This window comes from Micromonospora sp. WMMC273, assembly GCF_027460285.1.
Classification (GTDB): Bacteria; Actinomycetota; Actinomycetes; order Mycobacteriales; family Micromonosporaceae; genus Micromonospora; species Micromonospora aurantiaca.
In genome coordinates, this window is record NZ_JAPZBE010000001.1 from 3,723,512 (window position 1) to 3,747,337 (window position 23,826).

The 23,826-nt window shown below is 74.4% G+C and carries 7 protein-coding genes; all 7 read left to right on the plus strand.

The window, feature by feature from the left end:
- Positions 1 to 21: 21 nt before the first annotated feature.
- The 7 genes from O7611_RS17305 (at position 22) to O7611_RS17335 (ending at position 23,824) form a co-directional block, all read left to right on the plus strand.
- Complete coding sequence (locus O7611_RS17305) at positions 22 to 19,641, plus strand: DUF6531 domain-containing protein (RefSeq protein WP_269697220.1); 19,620 nt, start codon at positions 22 to 24, stop codon at positions 19,639 to 19,641.
- A gap of 76 nt (positions 19,642 to 19,717) precedes the next feature.
- A complete protein-coding gene (locus O7611_RS17310; RefSeq protein WP_194802781.1) occupies positions 19,718 to 20,041 on the plus strand; it encodes a YrhB family protein in 324 nt (107 codons plus the stop codon).
- Between the two features lie 59 nt (positions 20,042 to 20,100).
- Positions 20,101 to 20,466: a hypothetical protein gene (locus tag O7611_RS17315; RefSeq protein ID WP_194802780.1), complete on the plus strand. Its 366-nt coding sequence runs from the start codon at positions 20,101 to 20,103 to the stop codon at positions 20,464 to 20,466.
- On the plus strand, positions 20,463 to 20,963 hold the full coding sequence (locus tag O7611_RS17320) for a type VII secretion system-associated protein (protein ID WP_194802779.1): 501 nt from the start codon (positions 20,463 to 20,465) through the stop codon (positions 20,961 to 20,963). The genes O7611_RS17315 and O7611_RS17320 overlap by 4 nt, the downstream gene beginning before the upstream one ends.
- A complete protein-coding gene (locus tag O7611_RS17325) occupies positions 20,960 to 21,874 on the plus strand; it encodes a hypothetical protein (protein WP_269697221.1) in 915 nt (304 codons plus the stop codon). Before O7611_RS17320 ends, O7611_RS17325 begins: the two co-directional genes overlap by 4 nt.
- Before the next feature lie 121 nt (positions 21,875 to 21,995).
- Positions 21,996 to 22,928, plus strand: coding sequence for a hypothetical protein (locus tag O7611_RS17330; protein WP_194802777.1), 933 nt, complete (start codon positions 21,996 to 21,998; stop codon positions 22,926 to 22,928).
- Positions 22,925 to 23,824, plus strand: a complete 900-nt coding sequence (locus tag O7611_RS17335) for a GlcNAc-transferase family protein (protein WP_269697222.1) — start codon at positions 22,925 to 22,927, stop codon at positions 23,822 to 23,824. The genes O7611_RS17330 and O7611_RS17335 overlap by 4 nt, the downstream gene beginning before the upstream one ends.
- Positions 23,825 to 23,826: the final 2 nt, after the last annotated feature.

Here is a 23,826-nt window from a genome sequence, read left to right on the forward strand (position 1 = left end):
CCACCCGCGCCTCGCTAGGACATGCCCGACTTCCACATCCCCAACGACCCGCAGTGGCAGTGGGCGTACGACCTGATCCTCGTCGCCGTCGGCGAGGAGTATCCGAAGGCCGACCCCGCCGCCCTGCGGGCCATGGGCGACGAGCTGTACGCGCTCAGCAGCACCATCCTCAACGGGATGGGCGCGACCGCCAACCTCGGCTACGGGCTGGCCGGGAGCCTGTCCGGCCCGGCGATGGACGCGTTCCAGCAGTACCAGGTCGGGATCACCAAGAACGTGCCGGCCGGCGGCAACATCGCGCTGGCGCTGGGCGGCTCGGCCTACAACTTCGCGCTGGACTCGGAGAACACCCAGTACAACATCGTCATCGCGGCCTTCACGCAGGTCGTCGAGATCGCCATCGCGCTGGCCTCGGGCTTCGGCGCGGCGGCGGTGCCGGCACTGATCAAGATCGGTCAGGAGATCGTCGGAGCGTTGATCAGCCTGTTCCGCCAGCGGCTACGGAACATGCTGATGCGGCTGGCCTGGGAGGCGTTCCAGGAGGGCCTGGAGGAACTCTGGCAGAGCGCCGCCGCCCAGGTCACGCAGATCATCGAGGGCAACCGCAAGTCCCTCGACTACAAGGACCTGGCGATCGCGTTCGCCGGCGGCGCCTTCATCGGGGCCGGCGTCAGCGGCGTGCAGATGATCGGCGGCAAGTTCTTCCCGAAGATCAACAACAACGTGCTGTCGCGGGAAGGGCTGTCGGCGCTCGCCGAGACGCTGTTCGAGGGCCTGTTCACCATGATGGTCGGCGGCGGCGGCTTCAACCCGTGGGCCACCATGAGCTCGTCGATGATCGGCGGGATGGCTCACCACTACGCCACAGTGGTCGGCCAGAGCTACGGCCCGGGTGCCGGTGCCGGTGCGCCACCGCCGACGATCGAGACGAACAACCTCACGACCACCGCGCCCACGCCTCCGCCCACGTCCGTGGACGGACCACCAGTTCCCCCACCCGTCGGCTCCTCCGCCGGCCCGGGCGGCGGTCAGGGCGGCGGCCCGGGTCCGCAGCCCTCGGGCGGCCCGGCTGCCGGAGGCAGTTCCGGTCAGGGGTCCGGCCCAGGCGAGACCGGGGGGCAGGGGCCTGCGCATCAGGGCTCTGGGGACCAAGGTCCGGGCAACCAGGGCACCGGTCAGGGCAGCGCCGGAAACACCACCACGGGCAGCCAGCCTCCCGGGGGCCAGACCGCGGGCGCTCAGACTCCCGGCGGTCAAACCGCTGGCGCTCAGAACGCGGGAGGTCCAACCGCGGGAGGTCCAACCGCAGGAGGTCCAACCGCGGGAGGTCCAACCGCGGGAGGTCCAACCGCGGGAGGTCCAACCGCAGGAGGTTCAACCGCAGGAGGTCAGACCGCGGGAGGTCCAGCCGCGGATGGTCAGACCGCCGGTGGTCAGGTCCGCGACGGGTCGCAGGCGGGCGTACCCAACGGCAGCACGAGCCCCGACGGCGTCGGAGGTCAGACGACGAGCGGGCCAGGCCCGGCCGCAGGCGGCGAGGCCCCGCGCGCCGATTCGACGGGTACGCCGGGCGGCAACCCGGCGAGCGCCGGCACCGGTACGCCCGCGACCGGCATCCCGGCGGCAGGCGCCGACGTCGCCGCGCCCTACGGCGGCGGGCTCCCCGGGTTCGACACTCCAACGTCGAGCGGCGGAACAGCCGGTGTCGACACCCCGGCACCCGTGACCTCGCCCGCCACCACTGCCGACCCGGTGGCCGTCCCGGCCGGTCCCGCACCGTCCACCGCCACGCCGAGCGCAGGCACACCGACAACCACCACGCCGGGCACGGCCACACCGAGCACCGGCACACCGAGTGCCGGCACCGGCATGCCGTCTACGAGCACGTCGACCACGAGCACATCGACCACCGGTACGCCGTCGTCGGGTTCGGCCACCAGCGGCCAGCCGATCGCTCCCGCACGCGACGTCGTCGGCGCCGCACCCCCACCACCGATGGCGCCCGTCGACGGCATCTCGGTCGACGCTCCGGCCGTGGTCACCTCCCCGGCCGTCGATCCGAGTGTCGGCACGCCGTCCCCACTGGAGCAGGCGGTCGCGGGAGCCGTCGACACCGCGCCGACGCCGGACGGACCGACGGCCGCGCGGGACGACACCGCCGAATCGACGCCGGACGGGTCGCGAGGTGTGCAGGCGCCGCCGCTCGCCGTCGCGGACCCTTCCGCACATACCCGGGCCGAGCCGAGCCCGCAGTTCCGGCAGGCCAAGGCGGGCGCGGAGCCGAAACGGCTGCGCACCGAACGGTACGTGCCCTGGAAGGACACCGTCGTCCCCGGCACGCACCTGCTGCGTGGCGAGATCACGACGATCGACTTCACCACCCGGGAGTTCACCGCCGACGGCAGGGACTACCGGTCGTTCGACGTACACCTGGATCTGGTCTCGAGGAACGACCGGATGTCCCCCCGGGAGTTGCGGGACTTCGCGGCGGCGGTGCAGCGCACCGTCGACGAGATGGTCAACGGCCGGTACACGCTGCCCGACGGCCGGCTGCTGCACATCGACCTGGTCGTCGACACGCCGCCGTGGCGCGACGGCATGACCCGCGACTGGCAGGCGGATCCACGCCGCAACCCGCCGGTCGAGGTGACCTCGGAGACCGGGGTGAGCACCGACCAGCACCTGTGGAACACCGGGGACCGCCTCCCGGTGATGGTGCACGAGGTGATGCACTACCTCGGCGCCAAGGAGGGTCACCAGGCCCCCGAGCACCTGTTCACCACAGTGAACCGGCCGGGGGTCATGGGTGTCGAGGTCGACACGCTGCCGACGTCGTCGCAGCAGGCGGCCACCTCGACCGGGCCGACGGACTATCTCACTCCGCAGGATCTGGCGACGATCCACGACGCCGCGCTGACCGCCGGCCCGGTACGCGACCTGCCGTCCCCGCGGACGTCGCACGACCGGACGCCGGACCCGCGTCCGAACCCGCAGATTCCGTCCCGCGCCCCGGCCCCGGCCCCGCCACCACCGCCACCACCGCCCGGCATGACGAGCATGCCGCCACCACCGCCACCACCGCCCGGCATGACGGGCATGCTCCCACCACCACCACCGCCGGGCATGCCGCCACCACCCGGCGTGGCGCCACCGCCGTCGGCCGGTCCCACGACCCAGGCCGTCGACCTGACCCCGACGGACCTCTCACCCGCCACGCTGCGGCACCGCGACCCGAGGCCCTCGCCCACCCCGGTCGGCCAGAGGCTGAACGAGAAGTACGGCGTCGTGCACGTCGTGGATCAGGGGTCGCCCGGTCTGGGCCACCAGGCCGCGACGGTCGCGATGCTCGACGGGCTGGCCGCCACCGGCTACCGAGGCACGGTCGTGTTGACCTATCCCGGCAACAAGACGCCCTACTACGCCGAGCAGCTCGGCCGGCAGCAGGAGTTCGAGACCCCGGCGGGCTCGTACGACCTGTTCCACCGGGAGTGGACCGGCCACCGCGGCGGGATGGACGTCGTCATGCGACCGCAGGGGCCGCAGGGCACGCGGGAGGAAGCCTGGAAGACGACGGACTGGCCCGGCGCGCCACGGGCCAAGGCGTGGCAGGTGGACCGGCAGAAGGAGTTCCGGGAGAAGAAGATCCGCGAGCAGGGCAACACCCAGAGCCTGCGCATGGACGAGCTCGCCACCAGCCTGCTCCCCGAGGGCGACGTGCTGACCGTGCTTCCGGCCGTCGACGTACCGAAGAACGACGACGGCTCGGAGTGGACCGCGGAGCAGAAGCAGGAGTGGTTCCAGCAGGCGTGGGCCGGTCCGCTGCGCGACGCCGCCGGCGGCCGGGACCACGACGTCGTCACGCTCCAGCCGTTCCTGTGGGACCAGTTCCCCCGGCAGGTCCGCAGCGCCGACGGGACGATCACGGATCTCGACCGGGCCTCGACCGGGGTCCCGGCCTACCGCCGCCCGCCGCCCGCCGATCCGCCGCCCGCCCGGGACGTCATCACCGCCACCGGCATTCCCGGAGCCGACGACCTCGCGGCAGTGGTCGACGACCACGCCACCGACGTGGTGCTCGTCTACTACGGCGACACGCCTGACACGCCCCCGCACCAGGAGGTCGTCGACCGGCTGGCCGCCGCGGCCCGGCCCGACCGGAAGACCGTCGTCCTGGTCCTCGGCAACGACAAGCGAGCCCTCACCACGAGCAATGCCGGCGTCCACGTCGCCGCGCTGCCCCGCGTCACACCTGAACAGATGGCCGGGCTCCAGAACCGCGCCACGCTCGTGGTCACCGAGGGCGCGAACACGTGGCAGGAAGCGCTCACGGCGGGCAAGCCCACGCTCTCCGTGACCGGGTCCGCGGGTGACACCCGGCCGTGGGATCACGAGCCCGCGTCGTTCCCCCAGGACGGCCACGACCTGCTCGTGAACGCGTCGGAGTACCTGCGCAGCGGCGGTGATCCCGCGACGGTGCGGGACTTCGTCCAGGACGACGACGGCGGTGTCCGCACGTACTTCGACGGGTGGCGGGACGCCCTCGGCCAGACCGGCTCCGACCAGGTCGACCAGGCCCTCGCCACGGTCACCGGCCTGCCGCTGGACCCGGACGCCCGCCCGCGCACCGACGCCGCGCCCGGCGCTCCCCCGGCCGACAACACCCTGCGCGTCCCGGGAGTCCTGCCGGACGGGTTCCCCACGCCCAAGACCCGCGACGAGATCGCCCAGGCCCGCGCCGAACAGCACGACACCGCGCCGCGGCGGATCGCGAACACCAGCGCGTACGACGTCATCGACCGCGGGCTCCATCCCGACACCCGCGTGCCCGACGTGGTCGCGCGCTCGTACGAGCAGGCCGGCCTGACCGTTCCGGCGGGCGACCGGCCCCGCCCGCGCCTCGACGCGGTCGACAACCGCATCGCGTACGACCATCGGGTGCTGGACCTCGGCGACCGCAACGTGCAGGACTTCACGGTCAAGGTCTTCCTGGACGCCCGGGACGACGCGGCGGCGGATGCCCGGCCGGACGTGGAGACCCGGGTACGCGACGCGGTCGACGCGATCTACAACCAGGGCTTCCGGATCGGCGCCGATCAGCTCAACGTCACAGTGGAGTTCGTGACCCGGCCGGGCGAGGCGCACGCCGTCGTGGCGCTGCACGGCACCCCGGCACCGACCACCCAGACCGCCTGGTCGACGCACTCCTCCGACCTCGACCTCGCGCACGAGATCGGGCACTTCCTCGGTCTGCGCGACGAGTACTCGGTGGCGGACCGCGCCCTGGACGGCACCTTCGTCAAGGGCGACAACTCGCTGATGGCGACCACCACGCGGCAGCCCGGCAACGATCCACTGTTGCTGGCGCGCAACGTCCACCGGATCGCCGGTCAGCAGCGCGACGTGCTCTCGCCCGACCGTGGCGGGTTGCCGCCCCGCGCGCGGCCGGTCCGCTTCCAGCCCGTACGGGTGCCCGGCGGCCGCAACGCGCGGTTCGACGAGCTGACCCGGCACACCCGCGACGTCGGCCCGGGCAACTACCGGCAGGAGACGGCCGACCTCAAGGACGACGGCGCGCCCATCGGGTTCGTCGTCAACTCGATGCTGCCCGCCGACGACGTCGACCAGATCCCCGAGGTGGTCCGCGCCGTCACCGAAGGGCTCGCCCCGGGCACCACAGTCGCGTTCGTCTTCGGCGTCAACACCACCGCCGAGGTGCCCGACCTCGCCTTCCGGGACGCGGTCGCCCGGGCCGCCCGGCTCGCCGAGGACCTCGACGTGCCGGTGGCTGTCAACGGCTACGCGGTCGGGACGAAGAACGACAAGTTCCCGTACGGCCGCACCCGCAACCAGGTGCTCCGCGACCCCGACACGGTCGCCGCGATCCAGGGACTCGCCCAGGGCGGCCCCGACGGCGACGCCCGGCGCTACCCGTACGTGTCGATCCAGGACTTCGACAGGGGTGCACGGACGACGGCCGACGGCACCCACGTGTTCGACCGCATCGACCGCCGGACCCGTTTCGACCCGGAGTCGGCCGGACCGCAGGACGAGCCACCGGCCCGCCCTTTGATGATCTCCGGCGGTTACCGTGTCGGCGACACCGCGGAGCTGGTCCGGCGTACCCGGGAGCGGCTGGAGCGACGCGCACGCGACCACCAGGCGAGGATGGACGACCTCCCTGCGGGCAGCGAACGCACGACCGAGCAGCAGAAGCTGGCCGCCGTGCGCAACGGCCTCGCCAAGCTCGACACGCAGGCGGGCCGGGACGCGTTCGTCCGGGACTTCACCACAGCCGTGGACGAGGACATGCGCTCCCGGGACCGGCAGGCGAGGGTCCACCCGATGCTGCCGTACTCGCCGGAGCCGAACCTGTTCGTCGACGGCCTGCTCACCCTGGGCCGGCCCGAGGTCCGGTTCGGCGACGCGGGCGCGGAGTTCCTCCTGCTGGCCGAGAGCCTGCACCAGGCGTACGGCGAGGAGCTGGCCGTCGCCCACGGCGCGGCGACACCGGCCGGCCTCCCCGCGGACGTCCTCGCCGTCGACGTCCAGGTCGAGTCGCAGAACAACAGGCATCCCGACCGGGACCTGGCGTTCATGACGGACTTCGTGGGCGCCGCCACGCCCACCGACCTGTCCCGGCTCGCGGCCGACTTCGCAGTCGGCAACTTCCTGCCGCAGTCGCACGCCGTGCCGACGAACGTCAACCGGCAGCTGTTCTACACCGAGGGCACCGGCTTCAAGGAGTACCGGGCCGAACTGCGCAAGCCCGCCGTCGCCGCCCCGAAGCCGTTCGCCGCGCCCACCGACCTGGTGCCCGGCCCGTCGTGGACGTGGCAGCAGACGCTCACGCCGCAGCAGCTGCGGCAGCTCGGCGCGCAACCACATAACAGGTACGTCACCGCCGTCTCGCTGCCGGCGCCGGACACCGCCCCGGCGCCGGACGTCCCGCCCGAGGTCGATCCCGACCTGGACCCGGCGCGGCCGGCCCGGACCGTCGGCCTGCCGAACAGCCAGCGCCTCGTCGCCGCGCACCTCGTCGCGACGTCGAACGACCCCGGAACCATCCAGCAGGAGTTCGCCGCCGCCACCGCCGTCGCCGACCGTGGCGGGCTCGGCCGGCAACCGGGGTCCCTCTACGACGCGATCGCCGGCGGCCTGCCCGGGAGCGACGCGGACGCCCTGCGGACGAGCACACTGCACGCCGGCCGGGACACGATGAGCCTCGACGAGGCCGCGGCGATGCGGCAGCGCAACCCGTACGACAACGGCCATTTCGTCCGGGCCGTGCTCGCCCCCGACCCCGGACCGCAACGCCGCGACACGCCGATCGACGACGCCGAGCGGCAGCGCATCGCCAACGCGCACGACGTGGTCGAGTTCGCCGCCGCCCGCGGCACCCAGGTGCACCTGATCGTGTACGACGACCAGGGCGGGCCGCCGCGCGACCACCCGGTGGTCGGCGCCAAGCCGCGGGGCCGGCTGGAACTGGTCCGCACGATCGACCCGGCGGGCCACGTCACCTACGCGCCCCACGTGCCGGCGTCGACGACCTCGACGAGCGATACCGACGACGACAACGAATCCGACGACGGCAGCGACTCCGGCGGCTTCGACCTGTTCGGCGACGACGACTTCGGCGGCTTCGCCGGCCTCGGCGAGCACGACGGCGACGGCGTCCGCGACGGCGATGAGAGCAGCGGCGTCCACGACAGCGACGACGGCCCCGGCACGCCCGACGACCCGGCGAACCCGCCGACCGACACCCCGGCCACCCGGTCGGCCGACGAGGACAGCACCGCGGCCGAGACCACCACCGCGGAGGGCACCAGCGCCGAGAGGGACAGCGCACGAGAGACCACCGCGGAGGAGACCGCCGCCCGGGAGACCACAGAGGGTGGGACCGGCACGTCGTCGGCCACCGGGACCACTGCGCCGCTGCCGTCGCCCGACGCGGTACGCCGGGGCCTGCCGTCGTACCTGCGGGACAGCCGCACCCTCGGCCTCGCCGAACAGTTGCGCGCCACCGAGAACGCGACGCTCGGCGCGGCGCTGCGGACCCTCGACCCCGGCCTGTCCGACGACGTGGTCGCCACCGTGGAGGCGGACAGCCGCGACGACGTGGACCAGTTCCTCGGCGAGGGCCGCCCGTACCCGGTGACGATCGACGGGCGCCCGGCGGAGCTGCGGGTCACCGCCGTCCTCGACTGGGACGCGCTCACAGTGGACCGGGCCCACGACGACCCGCGCAAGGTCACCGCCAAGAACCGGGAGAACCTCACCCACAAGCTGCGCCACAACCGGGACCGGCGGGTCGAGCCGAAGGTGACAGTCACCGCGATGCCCGGTGTCGTCGTCGGCGTCGGCGGCTCGGTGCCGACGGCACCGGTCACCGAGCACTCCGCCGACCGCAAGGACACCTACACGTCCACCACCACGGTCAAGGTCACCGGGCTGACCGAGGTGACGGTGCCGATCCGGTTCGTCGCCAGGCTCGTGCGGCCCGGCCGTCCCGCCGTCGACCCGGTCGAGACGTCGGGCACCGTCGCTCTCGCCGTACACACGGGGTTGCGGACGGCGGACGCGACAGCGCCGGCCGCCGCGGACCGTGCGCTCGACGCGCCGGTGCCGGGCCGGTTCGGGGTGGAGAGCGTCCGGACCCGGCCGGCCGATCCCGGCGCCACGTTCTTCGACCAGGTGGAGGCGATCCTCGCCGAGGACGGCATGGCCGACCTCGTGCGGATCGGCGCACCCGGCCGCCCGGTGATGCAGAAGCTGCTCAGCGACGCGGCGTTCTCCGGCAGCCTGCCCACGATGGTGGTCACCGATCCGGCGAACGTCCACGACGGCTGGTTGCGGTCGGGTTCGCTGCCGCGCGCCGCGCGCCGCGGCTGGCGGCGGTTCTTCCCGGGCCGCGCCCGGCAGGTCGAGGTCCGCCTGGTCGCCCGGCGCGTCGAGGAGGTGGAGCGGGTCGACGGGCTCACGCACGTCGACACGTCCGCGCTCGGCGCCGAGAGCACCAGCGCCGCCGCCACCAAGCGGCCGTTCGGCCTGTGGGGCCTCGTCGGCGCGGGTGTGGACACCGCGCCGCTGAGCCTGATCGTCGGGCCGCGGATCGGCGGCGGCCGGGAGCGTGGCGCCACCCGGACGATCGCCGAGCGGACCGGCGGCAAGCAGACGGTGACCGGCACCGCGCCGGGCGTCCGCTACCGGGTCGAGTACGGCGTCCAGGTGCGCGTCCTGGGCCGCGCGCCGCGGATGCTGTCCGGTTCCGTCGACGCGCTCCAGTGGACCACCGGCGACCGGCTGCCCGGCACCGCCCTCGACCCCGACGGCCGGGAGTGGCGCGGACGGCACGGCGCCGACCGGACCCACTTCGCACCGGCACGCATCGAGCGGGGCGAGTCGTTCGGCGGCGCGTACCTGACCCGGGTCGGCGACCGGGGCCTGTACGAGACGGTCGCCGACGCGGTTCGGTCGGTGCCCGGCCACGACCGGTTCCGCCTGGCCACCCGCGACGAGATGCTGCGGCACTTCGGCGACGCGCAGCTCGCCGACGGGCTGACCCCCGAGATCCAGGCCGCGCTGAACCGGGGCACGGACCTGCGGACCCAGCTCTCCCCAGACCAGTTGCGCCACCTGGCGGACCGGATCGTCGGGCCCGGGCTGAAGATCCCGCTGATCCGCACCGGCACGTTCCACGACCACGTCACAGTGGTGACCGTCCAGGGCAGCCTCCGCGACGTGTCCGACGGCGACCTGCTCGGCCACGACAAGATCGGCACCGCCGACAAGCGCACCGCCAGGTCGACGGTGACCAGCGCCCGCGACGACAGCCGGTCGGTCGAGCTGAGCCTGGAGCCCCGCGTCCTGGGCCCGCTCGGTCAGGCCGCGTCGACGCTGCTCGGCGGCCCGCGCGCCGCGTTCAGCTGGGGCACCACCGACGAGAGCGCCGTCACCGGCGGGCAGTCCACCGAGAGCGACCACGGACCGGCGCTCGACGACGAGGGCAAACCGGCTGAGGTACGGCTGCGCGAGTTCGCCGCCACCCTCGATCTCACCGTCAGCACCCGGTCCACGGTGCGGGTCAACCAGGCGGGACGGCAGCTGTCGTTCGGGGCGTACGGCCGGGGGGTGCCCGCCGTCGTCGCCGCGTCCGAGACCCGGCCCCGGACGGACCGCCTCGACGTGCGCATGCTCGTGCCGGAGACGCGCGTGTCCCGGCAGCGCCCGGACGCCGAGCCCAGCCCGGTCCCCCGCGACGTGGAGAGCATGGCGTACCCGCCGCCGCTGAGCCGGATGACCGGCGGGCCGCACGACCTCGACGGACGCCGGGTGGAGTCGTTCGTCGGCGCCGACCGGTTGCAGGAGGCAGTGGCCGAGACGCTGCGCGAGGCCGCCCGGGACGACATCTACGCCGCCGAGGACGGCCTGATCTCCACGGTGATCGCCGACGAGCTGTCACCCGAGCGCCTCACCGGTGACGCCGAGCTGTTCAGCCGCCCGCTGGCGCTGAGCAACCTGTGGCACGGCCGCCGGGCCGCCGACGCCCGCGCCGACGTGCGGGTACGGCTGCGCCCGACCAACCCGACGGTGCTCGACGGCGCCGAGTTCGCCCGCGTCAAGCGGACCTTTGCCAGCGGCACCGCCCGCAAGACCACTCACGCGCGCGCGGTCGAACTAAGCGTCTCCGCGACCGGCGTCGCGTCGGGCAGCGGGCCGGTCGCCGACCACGGCGGCAGCACCGGCCGGTCCGGCGGCGCGGTCATCCTGTCCGTCACGCCGTGGCGGCGGGCGTGGGGCCGGATCAGCGAGCGCAGCGCCTCCGGGGTCTCCAAGCTGCGCCTCGGCGGCGGCCGGGCCGAACGTGAGCTGCTGGTACGGGTGGACGTCGAGGCCGAGGTGGTCGCCGAAGCCCGCCACGACAGCAACCTGCGTCCGCTGGGCCGCTGGCCCGGCACACCGGCCCGGCGGGCCGGCCGGCGGCTCACCCTGCCCGGCGCGGTCGTCATGCGGATGACCCCGGCGGAGCTGAAGCGACTCCAGGACCGCGACCGTGCCCGCCGGCACGGCACCGCCGACGTGCGGCTGCACCTGCGGCACGCCGAGAACACCGAGACGCTCCGCGCCGGCCAGCGCGAGCAGGTCGCCCGGCTCAGGAGCGAACAGGCCACGGAACTGGCGAGCCTGCTGCGGCGGCAGCACGTCACCCCGGACGCCGGCCCCGCCCACCAGCACGAACGCGACGAGCTGGCCGCGCAGCACGACGCGGACATGGCCGCGCTGCTGGCGAAGCAGGATCAGGAGCGCGCCGAGCAGGCCGAGCACCAGCAGCGGGAACGCGACCTGGTGCGCGAGGCGCAGCAGCGGCAGAACGAGGACGCCGCCGAACCCGGCGCACCGGCCCACGCGGCACAACCGGAGTTCCGGCCCGGACCGGCACGGTCCCTCGGCATCGGCGGCGTCACCACCCACGTCGACCTCACCGACCGCATCCCGCACCTGCGGCGTGCCCTGGCCCGCGCGTCGAGCGAGGAACTCGCCCGGGCGATCCTGCCGCCCGCCCGGGACCGCGGCCCGGACGACCCGATCCGAGGGCTCGGCAGCACCGGCTTCCTCGGCGCCGCCCACCTGCACCTGGCCGACGCCCTGAACGGCGGCCGGAGCGGGACGGTACGGCTGGAGCGGCGGTTCCGGGGTGCCACGTACCACGTCACGCTCACCGCCGAGCCGGTCGGCGAGCCGAGCTTCACCGGCATCGACCTGGTCGACGATCTGTCCGTCACCGACCGCACGGTGGTCGGCGAGGCGCATACCCGTACCACCTCGCAGACGGCGGCGCAGGTCACGCTGACGGGGCGGGCACAGGGCACCGAGACCGACCGGGTCCAGGACGACGCCACCCGCACCACCGGGCACGGCCCGGCCTCCGGCACCGTCGCCGCCGGCCTGACCGGCACCGCCGCCGTCGGCAACCGGGCCACCAAGGCGATCGAACGCACCGCCCGCACGTACGAGCAGTCGCTGACCGTCTCCGGCCCGGTGCCCACGTACCGCGGGCCGGTCCGCCTCACCGTCACTGTCACCGGGCGCGGGCTGCCCGAGGGCGGCGTGTCGGTCCACGCGGTCCACGACGTCACCACGTACTCGGCGACCGAGGGCCGGGAGCTGGCCACGTCGGGCCCGGTCACACCGGTCGCTGCCGGGCAGACCACCGACGAGGGCCGGCGGCGGTGGCGCGAGGAGGCCGGGTTCGACCGGCTGCCCGAGCCGGGCCGGTACGCCGTCGAGGACGTCCTCGTCGACCTGTCCGACCTGCACGACGCGGCGCGGCAGGCGCTCGTCGCCTCCGGCGCCGCACCCGGCCGGGACGTCGACGCGGCCCTGCGCGACACGCTGACGGTGAGCCGGATCAAGGCGCTGCCGGCGATGCTGAACGGCGCGTACCCGCTGCCGATGCCGGCCGGACCGGGCCGCGACCTGTTCCTCGACGCCCGCCTGGTGGCCCGCCCGAAGCTCCTGCGCGCGGACGCCACGGTGAAGATCGGCGGCTCGGCGAAACGCGCCGCGGACACCGAGTACGAGCAGACCGCGGGCCGTTCGTTCGCGCTGAAGACGGCCGGGCCGCTCGTCGTCGGCGGCGTCGGCCATCCGGGCGGTGCGAGCGCTGTGGGCGAGCGGCAGGAGTTCGCCGCCGTCAACGCGGCCACGCTGGTCGAGCAGCAGCTCTACCGGACCGACCCGGGCGCCCAGGTGAAGGACGAGGGCAAGGTCTCGGTCAGCGCGACCGGCAAGCCGGCCCGGCGCGCCGACCCGGACGACAAGCTCACCGCGGCTGTCGAGTACGACGTCGAGTTCCGTTTCGTCGCGCGTTCCCGCGACGCGGCCGGCAGGCACCGGGCCGGCACGGAGGTCAGAGTGCCCGGCGGCTTCGTGGTCCGGCTGGACGAGGCGGCGGCCCGGGACGTCACCGGCCGGGATCTCCCTCCGGGTCTGCGTACGTCGGCGCTCGCCGTCGCCGACGCGGCGAAGAAGCTGTCCGCCGCGGCGGCCCGCCTGGACGGGCTGACCTCCCGGGCCGACGCGGACCCGGATGCCGTCGCCGCTGCCGAGCTGGCCCTGACGGACGCCGAGAACGCCTGGTGGGACGCCTACCGTGCGCACGAGGCCGAGGTGGCCCCGCCACCACCGGCCCCGGCCCCGCCGGTGGACGTGCGCGCCGCCGAGGTGGCGACGCCCACCGCGCAGGCCCCCGTGGTCGGCGATCCGGTCGACGTCACCACCGGCCGGGTCCTCTACACCGAGGTCGACGCCCGCCTGCCGGGGCTCACCCTGGAACGGACCCACCGCTCCGACTACCTCTGGGGCCGCTGCTTCGGCCCGACCTGGGCGTCCACGCTGGACCAGCGCGTCGTCACCGACGACACGTACGCGCGGTTCCTGGCCGCCGACGGCTCGATCCACACGTACCCGATACCGGCCGAGGGCGACGAGGCGCTGCCGGTCGCCGGACCGGGCGGGCCGCTGCGCCGGCTGGCCGGCGGCGGCTGGCTGCTCACCGAGCCGGGCCGGTCGCTGCTGTTCGCGCCCGCCGACGCGCACGGCGACTCCTGGCTCACCGACGTGGTGACCGACCGCACCGGGTGGCGGATCGAACGCTCCGGCGACGGCACGCCCGAACTGCTGCTCTCCGCGTCCGGCCTCGTGGTGGTGCCGCACCTGGCCGGCGGCCTGGTCGTCGGCGCGCACGTCCGCGCCGCGGGCGACACGGTCCACCTCCCCGCCTTCGGGTACGACGAGCGGCGGCGCCTGGTCGAGGTCCGCAACTCCTCCGGTCACGAGACGCGGCTGCGCTACGACGAGGCGGGCCGGCTCGTGCGCTGGCAGGACCGCAACGGCGAGTGGTTCGGATACCACTACGACGAGGCGGGCCGCTGCGTCCGGGCCGGCGGCGGCGGTGACGTCCTGCGCTACTCGCTGCGCTACGGCGACGGCGTCACGCACGTGACGAACTCGCTGGGCCGGGTGACCCGGTACGAGTTCGACGAGCGCCGGCTGGTCACCGCGATCGTCGACCCGCTGGGCGCCACGGTCCGGCAGGAGTGGGACGCGGCGCACCGGCTGCTGTCGCGCACGGACCCGCTCGGTCGCGTCACCCGGCTAGACCACGACGCGCGCACGCTCACGCTCCCGGACGGCTCGACCCACCCGGTCCCGCCGCGCCCGCCCGCGCACGCGGACGACATCGAGTTCGACGCGCTCGGACGGGTCCGGGCGACCCGGGACCCGGACGGCGCGGTCACGACGTACGGCTGGACCGCCGAGGGGGATCTCGCGTGGCGGGTCCGCCCGGACGGCTCCACGCAACGGTGGTTCTACGACGGTGAAGGGAATCTGGTGGACGTCATCGACGCATCAGGAAGGGCGGTGAGCTTCGAGTACGGCCCCTTCGATCTGCCCACGGCACGGGTGGATCAGGCGGGGAACCGCACCGAGTTCACGTACGACACGGAACTACGGCTCATCGGGGTGACGAACCCGGCGGGCCGGACGTGGCGCTACGAGTACGACGCGGCCGGCCGCCTGTGCGGGCAGACCGACTTCGACGGCCGTACCCAACGCTACGAGCACGACGAGGCGGGCCGGCTGGTCGCGCACACCGACGCCGCCGACACCGTCACCCGCTACCGCTGGGACGCGCTGGGCCGGGTCGTCGAACGCCGGGTCGGTGACGCCGTCACCCGCGTCGAGTACGACGCCGACGGCCACGTGGCAGCCGTGCTCAGCCCGGACGCGCAGGTGCGGTTCACCCGCGACGCCGAGGGCCGGGTGCTGTCCGAGACGATCAACGGCCGGACGGTGCACACCTCGTACACCGACTCCGGCGCGGTCGCGGCGCGCACCACGCCGTCGGGCCGGTCGAGCCGGTGGACGTTCGACGCCGCCGGCCGCCCGGAGAGCCTGACCGCCGGGGAGCACCTGCTCGGCTTCACCCACGACGACGCCGGCCGGGAGATCGGCCGGACCGTCGGCGGCCTGGTCGCGCTGCGGCAGACCTTCGACGCGGCCGGGCGGCTCACCGGGCAGCACATCGCCGACGACGCCGAGCGCAGCTACACCTACGACGCCGCCGACCGGGTCACCGCCATCGCCGACTCGCTCGCCGGTGACCAGTCCTTCACCGCCGACGACACCGGCCGCATCCGGGCCGTCGACGGCGACGTCCCGCAGCGGTACGACTACGACGAGGCCGGCAACCTGGTCGGCGCCGGCGGCGGGCGCTGGGAGTTCACCGGCACCATGCTCGTGCGCTCCGACGACGCGTCGTTCTCCTACGACGCGAAGGGCCGCCTCACCGGCCGGGTCGACGACGCGGGCGCGTGGCGCTTCGAGTGGGACGCCGAGGACCGGATGGTGCTGGCCGTCACGCCCGGCGGCGACCGCTGGCGCTACCGCTACGACGGCTTCGGCCGGCGCATCGCCAAGCAGCGCCTCGGCGACGACGACCGGGTGCTGGAGGAGGTGTCCTTCGCCTGGTCCGGTGACCTCATGCTGGAGCAGACGCACCGCGACGCCGCCGGCGCCACCACGACGACCACGTGGGACTACCGTCCGGACGCGCCGGTGCCGGTCGCGCAGACCGACGACGGCACGCTCCGCGCGGTGATCACCGACACCATCGGCACCCCGACCCACCTGGTCGAGCCGGGCGGCGGGCTGCGCTGGTGGTCGCGGGGCGACCTGTGGGGACGCGGCGCGGACCGGACCGCGACGCCGCTTGCGTTCCCCGGCCAGTACGTCGACGCCGAGACCGGCCTGCACTACAACCGGTTCCGCTACTACGACCCGGCCACCGGCCGGTACGTCAGCCCGGATCCGCTGGGCCTGTCCGGCGGCCCGAACCCGACCGCGTACGTGAGCGACCCGCTGACCGTGGCCGACCCGCTGGGCCTGACCAGTTGCACGCCCGCTCCGACCACGCCGCACCCGCTGGCCGCTGTGGAACCGGCGCTCGCCGCGCCCTCCGACCAGACGCCCAGCAGCCTGCCTGCGAACGCGGCACCGCCGCCGCCGAGCGCGCTCTACGGCATGCCGTTCCAGATGCAGGTCGCCATCCTGGACGAGCACGGCCGGGTCCTGCGGTACGAGACCCGGATGCGCGACACGCCGTCGCCGCCGCCGGTCTCCACCCCGGCCGGCGCCGTCGGATATCACGCCCGCCAGTGGTTCGACGACGTCGCGCCGGCGTCGCGGGCCGACCTCCAGGATCCGAACTCCGCCGCGTTCCAGAGCTACCAGGAGATCCGCGAAGCGGTGTTCCCGCACATCGGCACGCGGCCCTACACGGGTGTCCGGTCGGACGCGATCGGCCACCAGAACGAGCCGCTGGTCGGCGCGCTGAACTACTACAACACCACCACGACCACGCGACGGGGTGTGACGCGGACGCACATCGGCCTCGGCAACCGCATCGCCGAGGAGCGCGGCGGCGGCCGGCGGACCGCGAGCCAGATCGCCAGGTACCTGCGCGGCCAGATCCGGCTGGACCAGATCGAGTCCGAGGCCGGGCGGGACTTCGCCCGGATCGTGAGCTTCGCGGAGAACGCCCGCGGCTACGAGTCGGAAGTCAACTCGCTGCCCATCGCGCTGGACTACATCGCGCACGCCGAGCACAGGCAGGACGCCGCCGACCAGTGGCGCGACATCCCGTCGTGGTTCCCCCCGGCCGCGCCGGGATACGCCGGCGACGAGTTCGTGCCCCGCGAGAGCCGGCCCCCGGTGGCGAGCATCATGCCGCGCCAGCGGCCCAACGCGATCACCGACACCGCCCCGTACTACACCGAGACCGAGTTCACCGGCACGCCGGCCCCGGCGGCGAGTTCGTCGAACGCCCGGATCGTGACCGTCGCGCCGCGCAGCGACAGGTCACGCAGCCCGGAGCGCCGGGGCGGCAGCAGCCGTCGCGGCCGCCACGGCGATCCCCGGTACGGCTTCCAGGGCCCGCAGACCGGCACCGCCGACGTCCGGGGCGCCGTCGCGCCGGTCACCGACCCGTTCCGTACGCCGCTCGCCGACCAGTTGACGGCGGCGCAGGGCGACCCGAACACGCAGGCCCGGATCCTCGACTCGTTCCGGGACCAGTTGTCGTACGAGTACACGTTGACCGACGGGTCGACGCTGCGGGTGCTGGCCGCCAACCTGCACGGTGCCACCGCCGCCACGGACGCGGACCTGGGCACGCTCAACGCCGTCGACCGCGACCACCTGCGCCGGATCAACGACAATCGGGACGCCGGCAGCGTCGCCGCCAACGTCGACTGTGTGCCCCTCACCCTGGCCGTCGACGCGTACCGGCAGACCGGCGCGGTCACCCAGGTGCCGGCGCAGACCCAGCCGATGGAGATCGGCGAGGTCATGAAGCGGTACCCGGGCCGCAGTGTCGACGAGGTCGGCAGCATCCGCGGTCTGATGGAGGCCCTCGGCGCCATGCCGAACGGCACCACCGCGATCGTCGGCCTGCGGCCCGGTGGTCCGGGGACCGTCGGGCACGTCATCAACGTGTCGAAGGACGGGCAGGGCCGGGTCACCTTCGAGGACGCCCAGGTCCCCGGGCTCGCCACGCTTCCGTCGATCTCCCCCGACGGCTCGGTCGTCGTCATCCGGACCAGCGACCCGGCACCCGGCAGCGACGTGGACATGGCCTCGGTCCGCGACGCCGACTCCGACACGGACATGGCCTCGGTCCGCGACGCCGACAGCGACGTCGACATGGCGGACTTCTCGCCGACCACTGAGACGTTCGCCGGTGTGGCGCCGGAGGCGGTGGCGAAGACCACCGCGCAGACGCCGACGGTGGGCGACCCGATCGACGTCACCACCGGCCGGATGATCCTCACCCACACGGACGCGGTCATGCCGGGGCTCACGCTGGAGCGGACGTACCGCTCCGACTACCGGTGGGGCCGGTCGTTCGGCCGGGCCTGGGCCTCCACCCTGGACCAGCGGATCATCGTCGACGGCGAGCAGGTCCGCTACCTGGCCGCCGACGGCTCGCTGCTCACCTACCCGCTGCCCGCCGAGGGCGAAGTGGCGCAGCCGGAGACCGGCCGGACGCTGCCGCTGCGCCGGCTGGTCGGCGGTGGCTGGCTGCTGACCGATCCGACGTCCGGCCGCAGCCTGCTGTTCGCCGCGGCGTCGGACACCGAGTCGCTGCTCACCGACGTCACCGACGGCGGCGTCCGCTGGACGATCCACCGCGACCGCCGGGGTACGCCGACGCACCTGCTGTCGTCCACCGGCGCCACCATCGCGCTCACCTCGTCCGCCGGGCTGGTCACGATGGTCTCCCTGCCCAACGCGGCCGGTGACCTGATGGCGGCGTCGCAGTTCGGCTACGACGGCGACCTCAACCTGATCGAGGTGACGAACTCCTCGGGCGACCCCGAGCGCTTCACGTACGCCGACGGGCGGCTGGTGCGCTGGGAGGACCGCAACGGCGAGTGGTACACGTACACCTACGACGAGGCCGGGCGGTGCGTGGCCACCGACGGCAGGGGCGGCTACCTGCGCTACCGGTTCGACTACCGGCCGGGCCGCACGGTGGTGACCGACTCGCTCGGCGCGGCGCGCGTCTACGAGCTCAACGACCGCTTCCAGGTGGTCGCGGAGACCGACGCGCTCGGCGCGACCACGCGCAACGTCTGGGACGAGGCGTACCGCCTGCGGTCCACGACCGACCCGCTGGGCCGCACCACCACGAGCGAGTACGACGCGCTCGGGCGGCTGGTCGCTGTCGTCCGGCCGGACGGCAGCCGGTCCGTCACCACGTACGACGAACTCGGTCGCGCGGTGTCCTGGACCGACTTCGACGGCAGCACCCGCAACCGCCAGTTCGGCCCGGACGGCCTGCTGATCGCGGAGGTGGACGCCTCCGGTGAGGTGGTCCGGTACGAGCAGCCGGCCGCCGACGGGCGGGGCACGACCACCCACGTCGGTCCGACCGCCGTCGTGCACGACACGGCCCGGCAGATCACCGCGGTGCGCACCGGTCAGGGCGAGACGGAGTACGTCTACGACGCGCTCGGCCGCCTGTTCAGCATCCAGGACGACACCGGTCTCACCGAGTTCGGCTGGACGCTGGAGGGTGACCTGGCCTGGCGGGAGAACCCGGACGGCTCGGTCGAGGAGTTCCTCTACGACGGCGAGGGCAACCTGGTCGAGTGGGTCGACGCCACCGGCCGCCGGACGATCCGCGAGTACGGCGCGTTCGACCTGGTCACTGCCGAGATCGACGACGAGGGCAACCGCACCGAGTACGCGTACGACACCGAGCTGCGGCTGGTCCGGGTCACCAACCCGGCGGGCGCGACGTGGAGCTACACGTACGACCCGAACGGCCGGATGGTGTCCGAGACCGACTTCGACGGCCGCACCCAGCGGTACGTCTACGACGCCGCCGGGCAGCTCGTCGAGCACACCGACGCGGCCGACGAGGTCACGCACTACGCGTACGACCTGCTCGGCCGGGTGGTGGAACGGCGCACCGGCGAGTCGGTGACGCGCTTCGCGTACGACGCGGCGGTGTCCACCTCGTCCGGCGGTTCCCTGCCGGAACCTCGCCCCGCGCCGGTACCCCGGCGGTAACCCGCCGCCCGCCCCGGCCGTCACGGCGGCCGGGGCGGGCACCGTCCGACCACCATCGACAGACAAGGACTACCCGATGAACGCCGACGACGCCCGCAACCGGGCGCAGGCCGCGCTGCGCGGGCTGGAGAACCCGGAGCAGCCGCTGACGCTGCTCGCCCCGGACGCCCCGGCCGAGTACGAGTGGTGCTGGGTGTACCCGTTCAACACGGTCCGGGCCACCGAGACCGGCAGCATTCTGGACGCGCTCGCGGTGGGACCGCTGGTCGTACCGAAGAACGGCGCCGAGCCGTGGGTGGCGCCGTCCGGTCCGCCGCTGGAGCGCTGGCTCAACGAGTACGCCGCGCGGGAAGGGCTGCCGGCGGTGCCGGTCCCGGCCGCACCGGACCCGTTCGCCTGAGCCCCGGACGGACGGCCCGCCGTGACCCTCGCGGCGGGCCGCCGCCACCTGGAGGAACCATGACCGACAGCGCCGAGCCGCTCGGCGTGCTGCTGCGCCGGATGATGCGCGGTGACGCCACGATCGAGCAGGTGCAGTCCGCGCTGCGCGTCGCCCGGCTCGACCTCGCGATGAACGGCGACGGTCGTCCGCTCGTCGTCCGTTCCTTCGACGACGAGCCGTGCGTGGCGGTGGCGACCACGGCCGAGGAGCGCGCGCGTACCTTCGCGCCCGAGTGGCGCCGGGTCGAGGCGGTCGAGCTGGCCGAACTGCTGCCGGACGGCATCGACGTCCTGGTCGACCCGGACGGCACCGAGCCGGTACGGCTGGCCGCCGCGCTCGTCTGGCACGCGCTCCGGTACGCGGACGAGGACACCGGCGGATGAGCGACGACGAGTTCGTGTTCCTGCTCGACCCGGAGTGGCCGGCAGGCGACGACGAGCCGCCGTTCGAGGCGGTCCTCGGGGTGTGGCAGGTCGGCGAGGACGGCGAGGTGGGCGAGTTCCGGGGCAACCCGGACTACCGCCGGCACTTCCCGGACTCCCCCGCCGACCCGCTCGACGCCGTGCTGCGCCTGATCGCGGCCGCCGGTGCGGTGCGGCCGGCACACCTGCGGGCGGTGCTACGCGCGTCCACCCTGCACCTGGCGGTGAACGGCGACGGGCGGCCGCTCGTCGTCCACGCCCCGGACGACGAGCGGTGCGTGGTGGTCGCGACCGGCGAACCCCACCGGGAACCGGTGCCCGCGCCCGGGTGGCGGCTGCTCGACCTGGCGGGACTGGCCGCCGTGGCCGGTGACCGTGACGTGCTCGTCAACCCCGGCGGCCCGGCGCCCGCCCGGCTGGCCGCCGCGTTCCTGCGCGAGACGGCGGCGACGCGATGACCGGCCTTCTGCACCTGTTCTGCCTGCGCGCCGCCGGCCGGATCCCGGACGACGACCTCGCCGGCCTGCGTACCCTGCTCGCCCGTGGCGACCACGGCGCCTGCGCGGCCGGGTTGCTGGGCGCGTTCCCGCAGTCCGCGGCGGAGATCACGGCGCTCGCCAGGCTGCTGCCCCCGCAGACGCCGCTGCCCGGCCCGGCGGCGGACGAGGAGGTGGACGCCGATCCGGTGGCCGTGTTCGTCCCGTTCCCGCCGGTCGACCTGCCGCTGTACGCGACGGCCGGGCCACCGGTGGTGGACGAGACCGCCGGCGGCACCGTGGACGGCCTCGACCTGGTGCTGCTCGACGTGCTGGACCCGGTCCGCACCACCGGGGTGTGGCGCTGCTGGCGGATCACCCGGGAGCCGGACGGCACCGTCGACGCCGTGCGCGTCTACCTGGTCGAAGCCACGGTGCCCGACGACGAGCTGCCCGCCGTCGCCGACCGGGCACAGCGGGCGCTCTCCGACGCCGGGCACGACGCGCCGGTCGAGGTGTACCGGCCCGATCTGCCGCTGCCCGCGTACCAGTGGACGGCCCGGTCCCGGTCCGCGCTGATCTGGGCCCCGCAGCCGCCCGGCGAGGTACGCCTGGCCGCCGGCGGGGACGCCCGGCTGCCGGTCGACGACGACGAGGTCGCCGCGTTCGTCACCCACCTGCGGTCGGCGCCCGCCCTGACCGCGCACCTGCGCACCGACGGCGCCTGGGTCTGGCCGGCCGACGTGGCCGACCGGCTGCTCGACGAGGGCGCGATGGCCGACGAGGGCCTGCTGCGGCACCTGCGGCGCTGCCGGGCCGACCCACCGGAACCGGCCGGCGCGGTCGCCGTCCACCGGGCGCTCGCCGCCCTGGTACGCGCGGGCGCGCTCTGACCGGATGCACGAACGGCCCCGGTCGCGGTGTTTCTCGGGCACGAGCCCGCGCGCGGCCCGGCGCTCCCGGCTGCCGCCGTGGTCGAATGCGCCCGCCGACGAGGACGCGAGGAGGCCGGGAATGACGGAGCAGGACGAGCTGCACACCGCGCTGCTGCACCTCGGCGGCCGGGTGCCGGACGCCACGCTCGCCGAGGCGCGGCTCCGGCTCGCCGACACCGGCACGGTGTGCCTTCCCGAGCCGCCCGGACCTGTCGACCTGCCGTTCACGTTCGCGTCGGCCGTACCGAATCCGCGTGTCTTCGGCGGGCGGGTGCCGCCGCCGGCCGACCTCACCGGCCGCGACGGCCTGATGGACGACACCGACCGGGTCGCGGTCGCGGCGGTCCGGCAGCAGCCCGGCGCGGTGGCGCTGTGGCGCGGATGGCGGATCGCCCCGGAGTGGGCCGCCGCGGCGATCCCGCCCGCGCCGGTGTACGTGCTGGAGACCGCCGGCCCGCAGGCCGCGACGGCGGCGACAGTGATGCGGGCGCTGGCCGGGGCCGGGATCTCGGCGCCGCTGGTCGAGGTGTACCGCCCCGGCGACAAGCTCCCGGCGTACGCGGCCGCGGCCCGCCGGTCCGGCGCGCTGCTCTGGGCCGACCGGGACACCGAACCCTTGCGGATCGCCCGCGTCTTCGACGAGGTGGACGACGACGGCGCGCGCTTCGCGCCGGACCGGGAGCGGTTGTCCGGCACCGACCTCGCACGCGCGGCGGCGTACCTGGAGGCGGGCACGCCGGTGCTCGCCACCACCGCACGCGGGCCCGACGTGGTGGAGCCCGCACGCGGCCTGGTCGTGCCGATGACCTACCGCACCGACGGGCGCTGGCTCTGGCCCGAGTCCGTCGCCTACTACCTCCAGGCGTACGGGCTGGCGCCCGAGCCGAACCTGCTGGCCCACATCCGGTCGCGCGGCGACCTGCTGCCGGCCACCGACCCCGCCGACGAGCACCGCGCGCTGGCGCTGCTGTTCCAGTCGTACGCCCTCGTCCCGGCGGAGGCCCACGCGTGACCATCTTCGTGGCGATCGCGTCGTACCGGGACCGGGAACTGGTGCCGACGGTGCTGGACTGCCTGGCCAAGGCCGCGCACCCGGAGGACGTCCGCATCGCGGTGTGCTGGCAGCACCTCGGCGACGAGGACATCTCCGCCATCCGGGGCCTGCCGCAGGTGGACGTGCAGGAGTACGACGCCCGGGACAGCCGCGGCGCCTGCTGGGCTCGGGACAGGACGTTCCAGCAGTACCGCGGCGAGGACTGGCTGTTGCAGGTGGACAGCCACACCCGGTTCGCGCCGGACTGGGACGTGCGGATGATCCGGATGGCGCGGGAGACCGGAGCGGCGAAGCCGGTCCTGACCGCGTACCCGCCGAGCTACGAGCCCGATCAGGAGTTCACCGGCGCGGGCGCGCCCGCCGAGATCGTCGTCAGCGACTGGACGAACGTCGGCGTACCGGTCTTCGGTCAGCGCCTGATCGAGGGGGCCGCGCCCGGCGTACCGCCCAAGCCGGCGCTGTTCCTGGCCGCCGGGTTCCTCTTCGCACCCGGGTCGTTCGTCACCGAGGTCCCCTACGACCCGGGCATCTACTTCCACGGCGAGGAGATCACCCTGGCTCTGCGCGCCTTCACGTGGGGCTACGACCTGTTCCACCCCACCGAGGTGCTGACCTGGCACTACTACATCCGGCAGGACAGGCCGCGGCACTGGAGCGACCACGTCGAGGCCGACTGGGCCCGCTACGAGGAGCTGAGCCGCCGCCGGGTGCTCTACATGCTGCACACGCCGCCGGTGGACCGGCTCGGCATCGGGCCGGTACGCACCCTGGAGGAGTTCGTGGCGCACACCGGCTGCAACTTCACCCGGCGCACGTGGACCGACATGCTGGCCCAGGAACTGGTGGTGCTCTGACC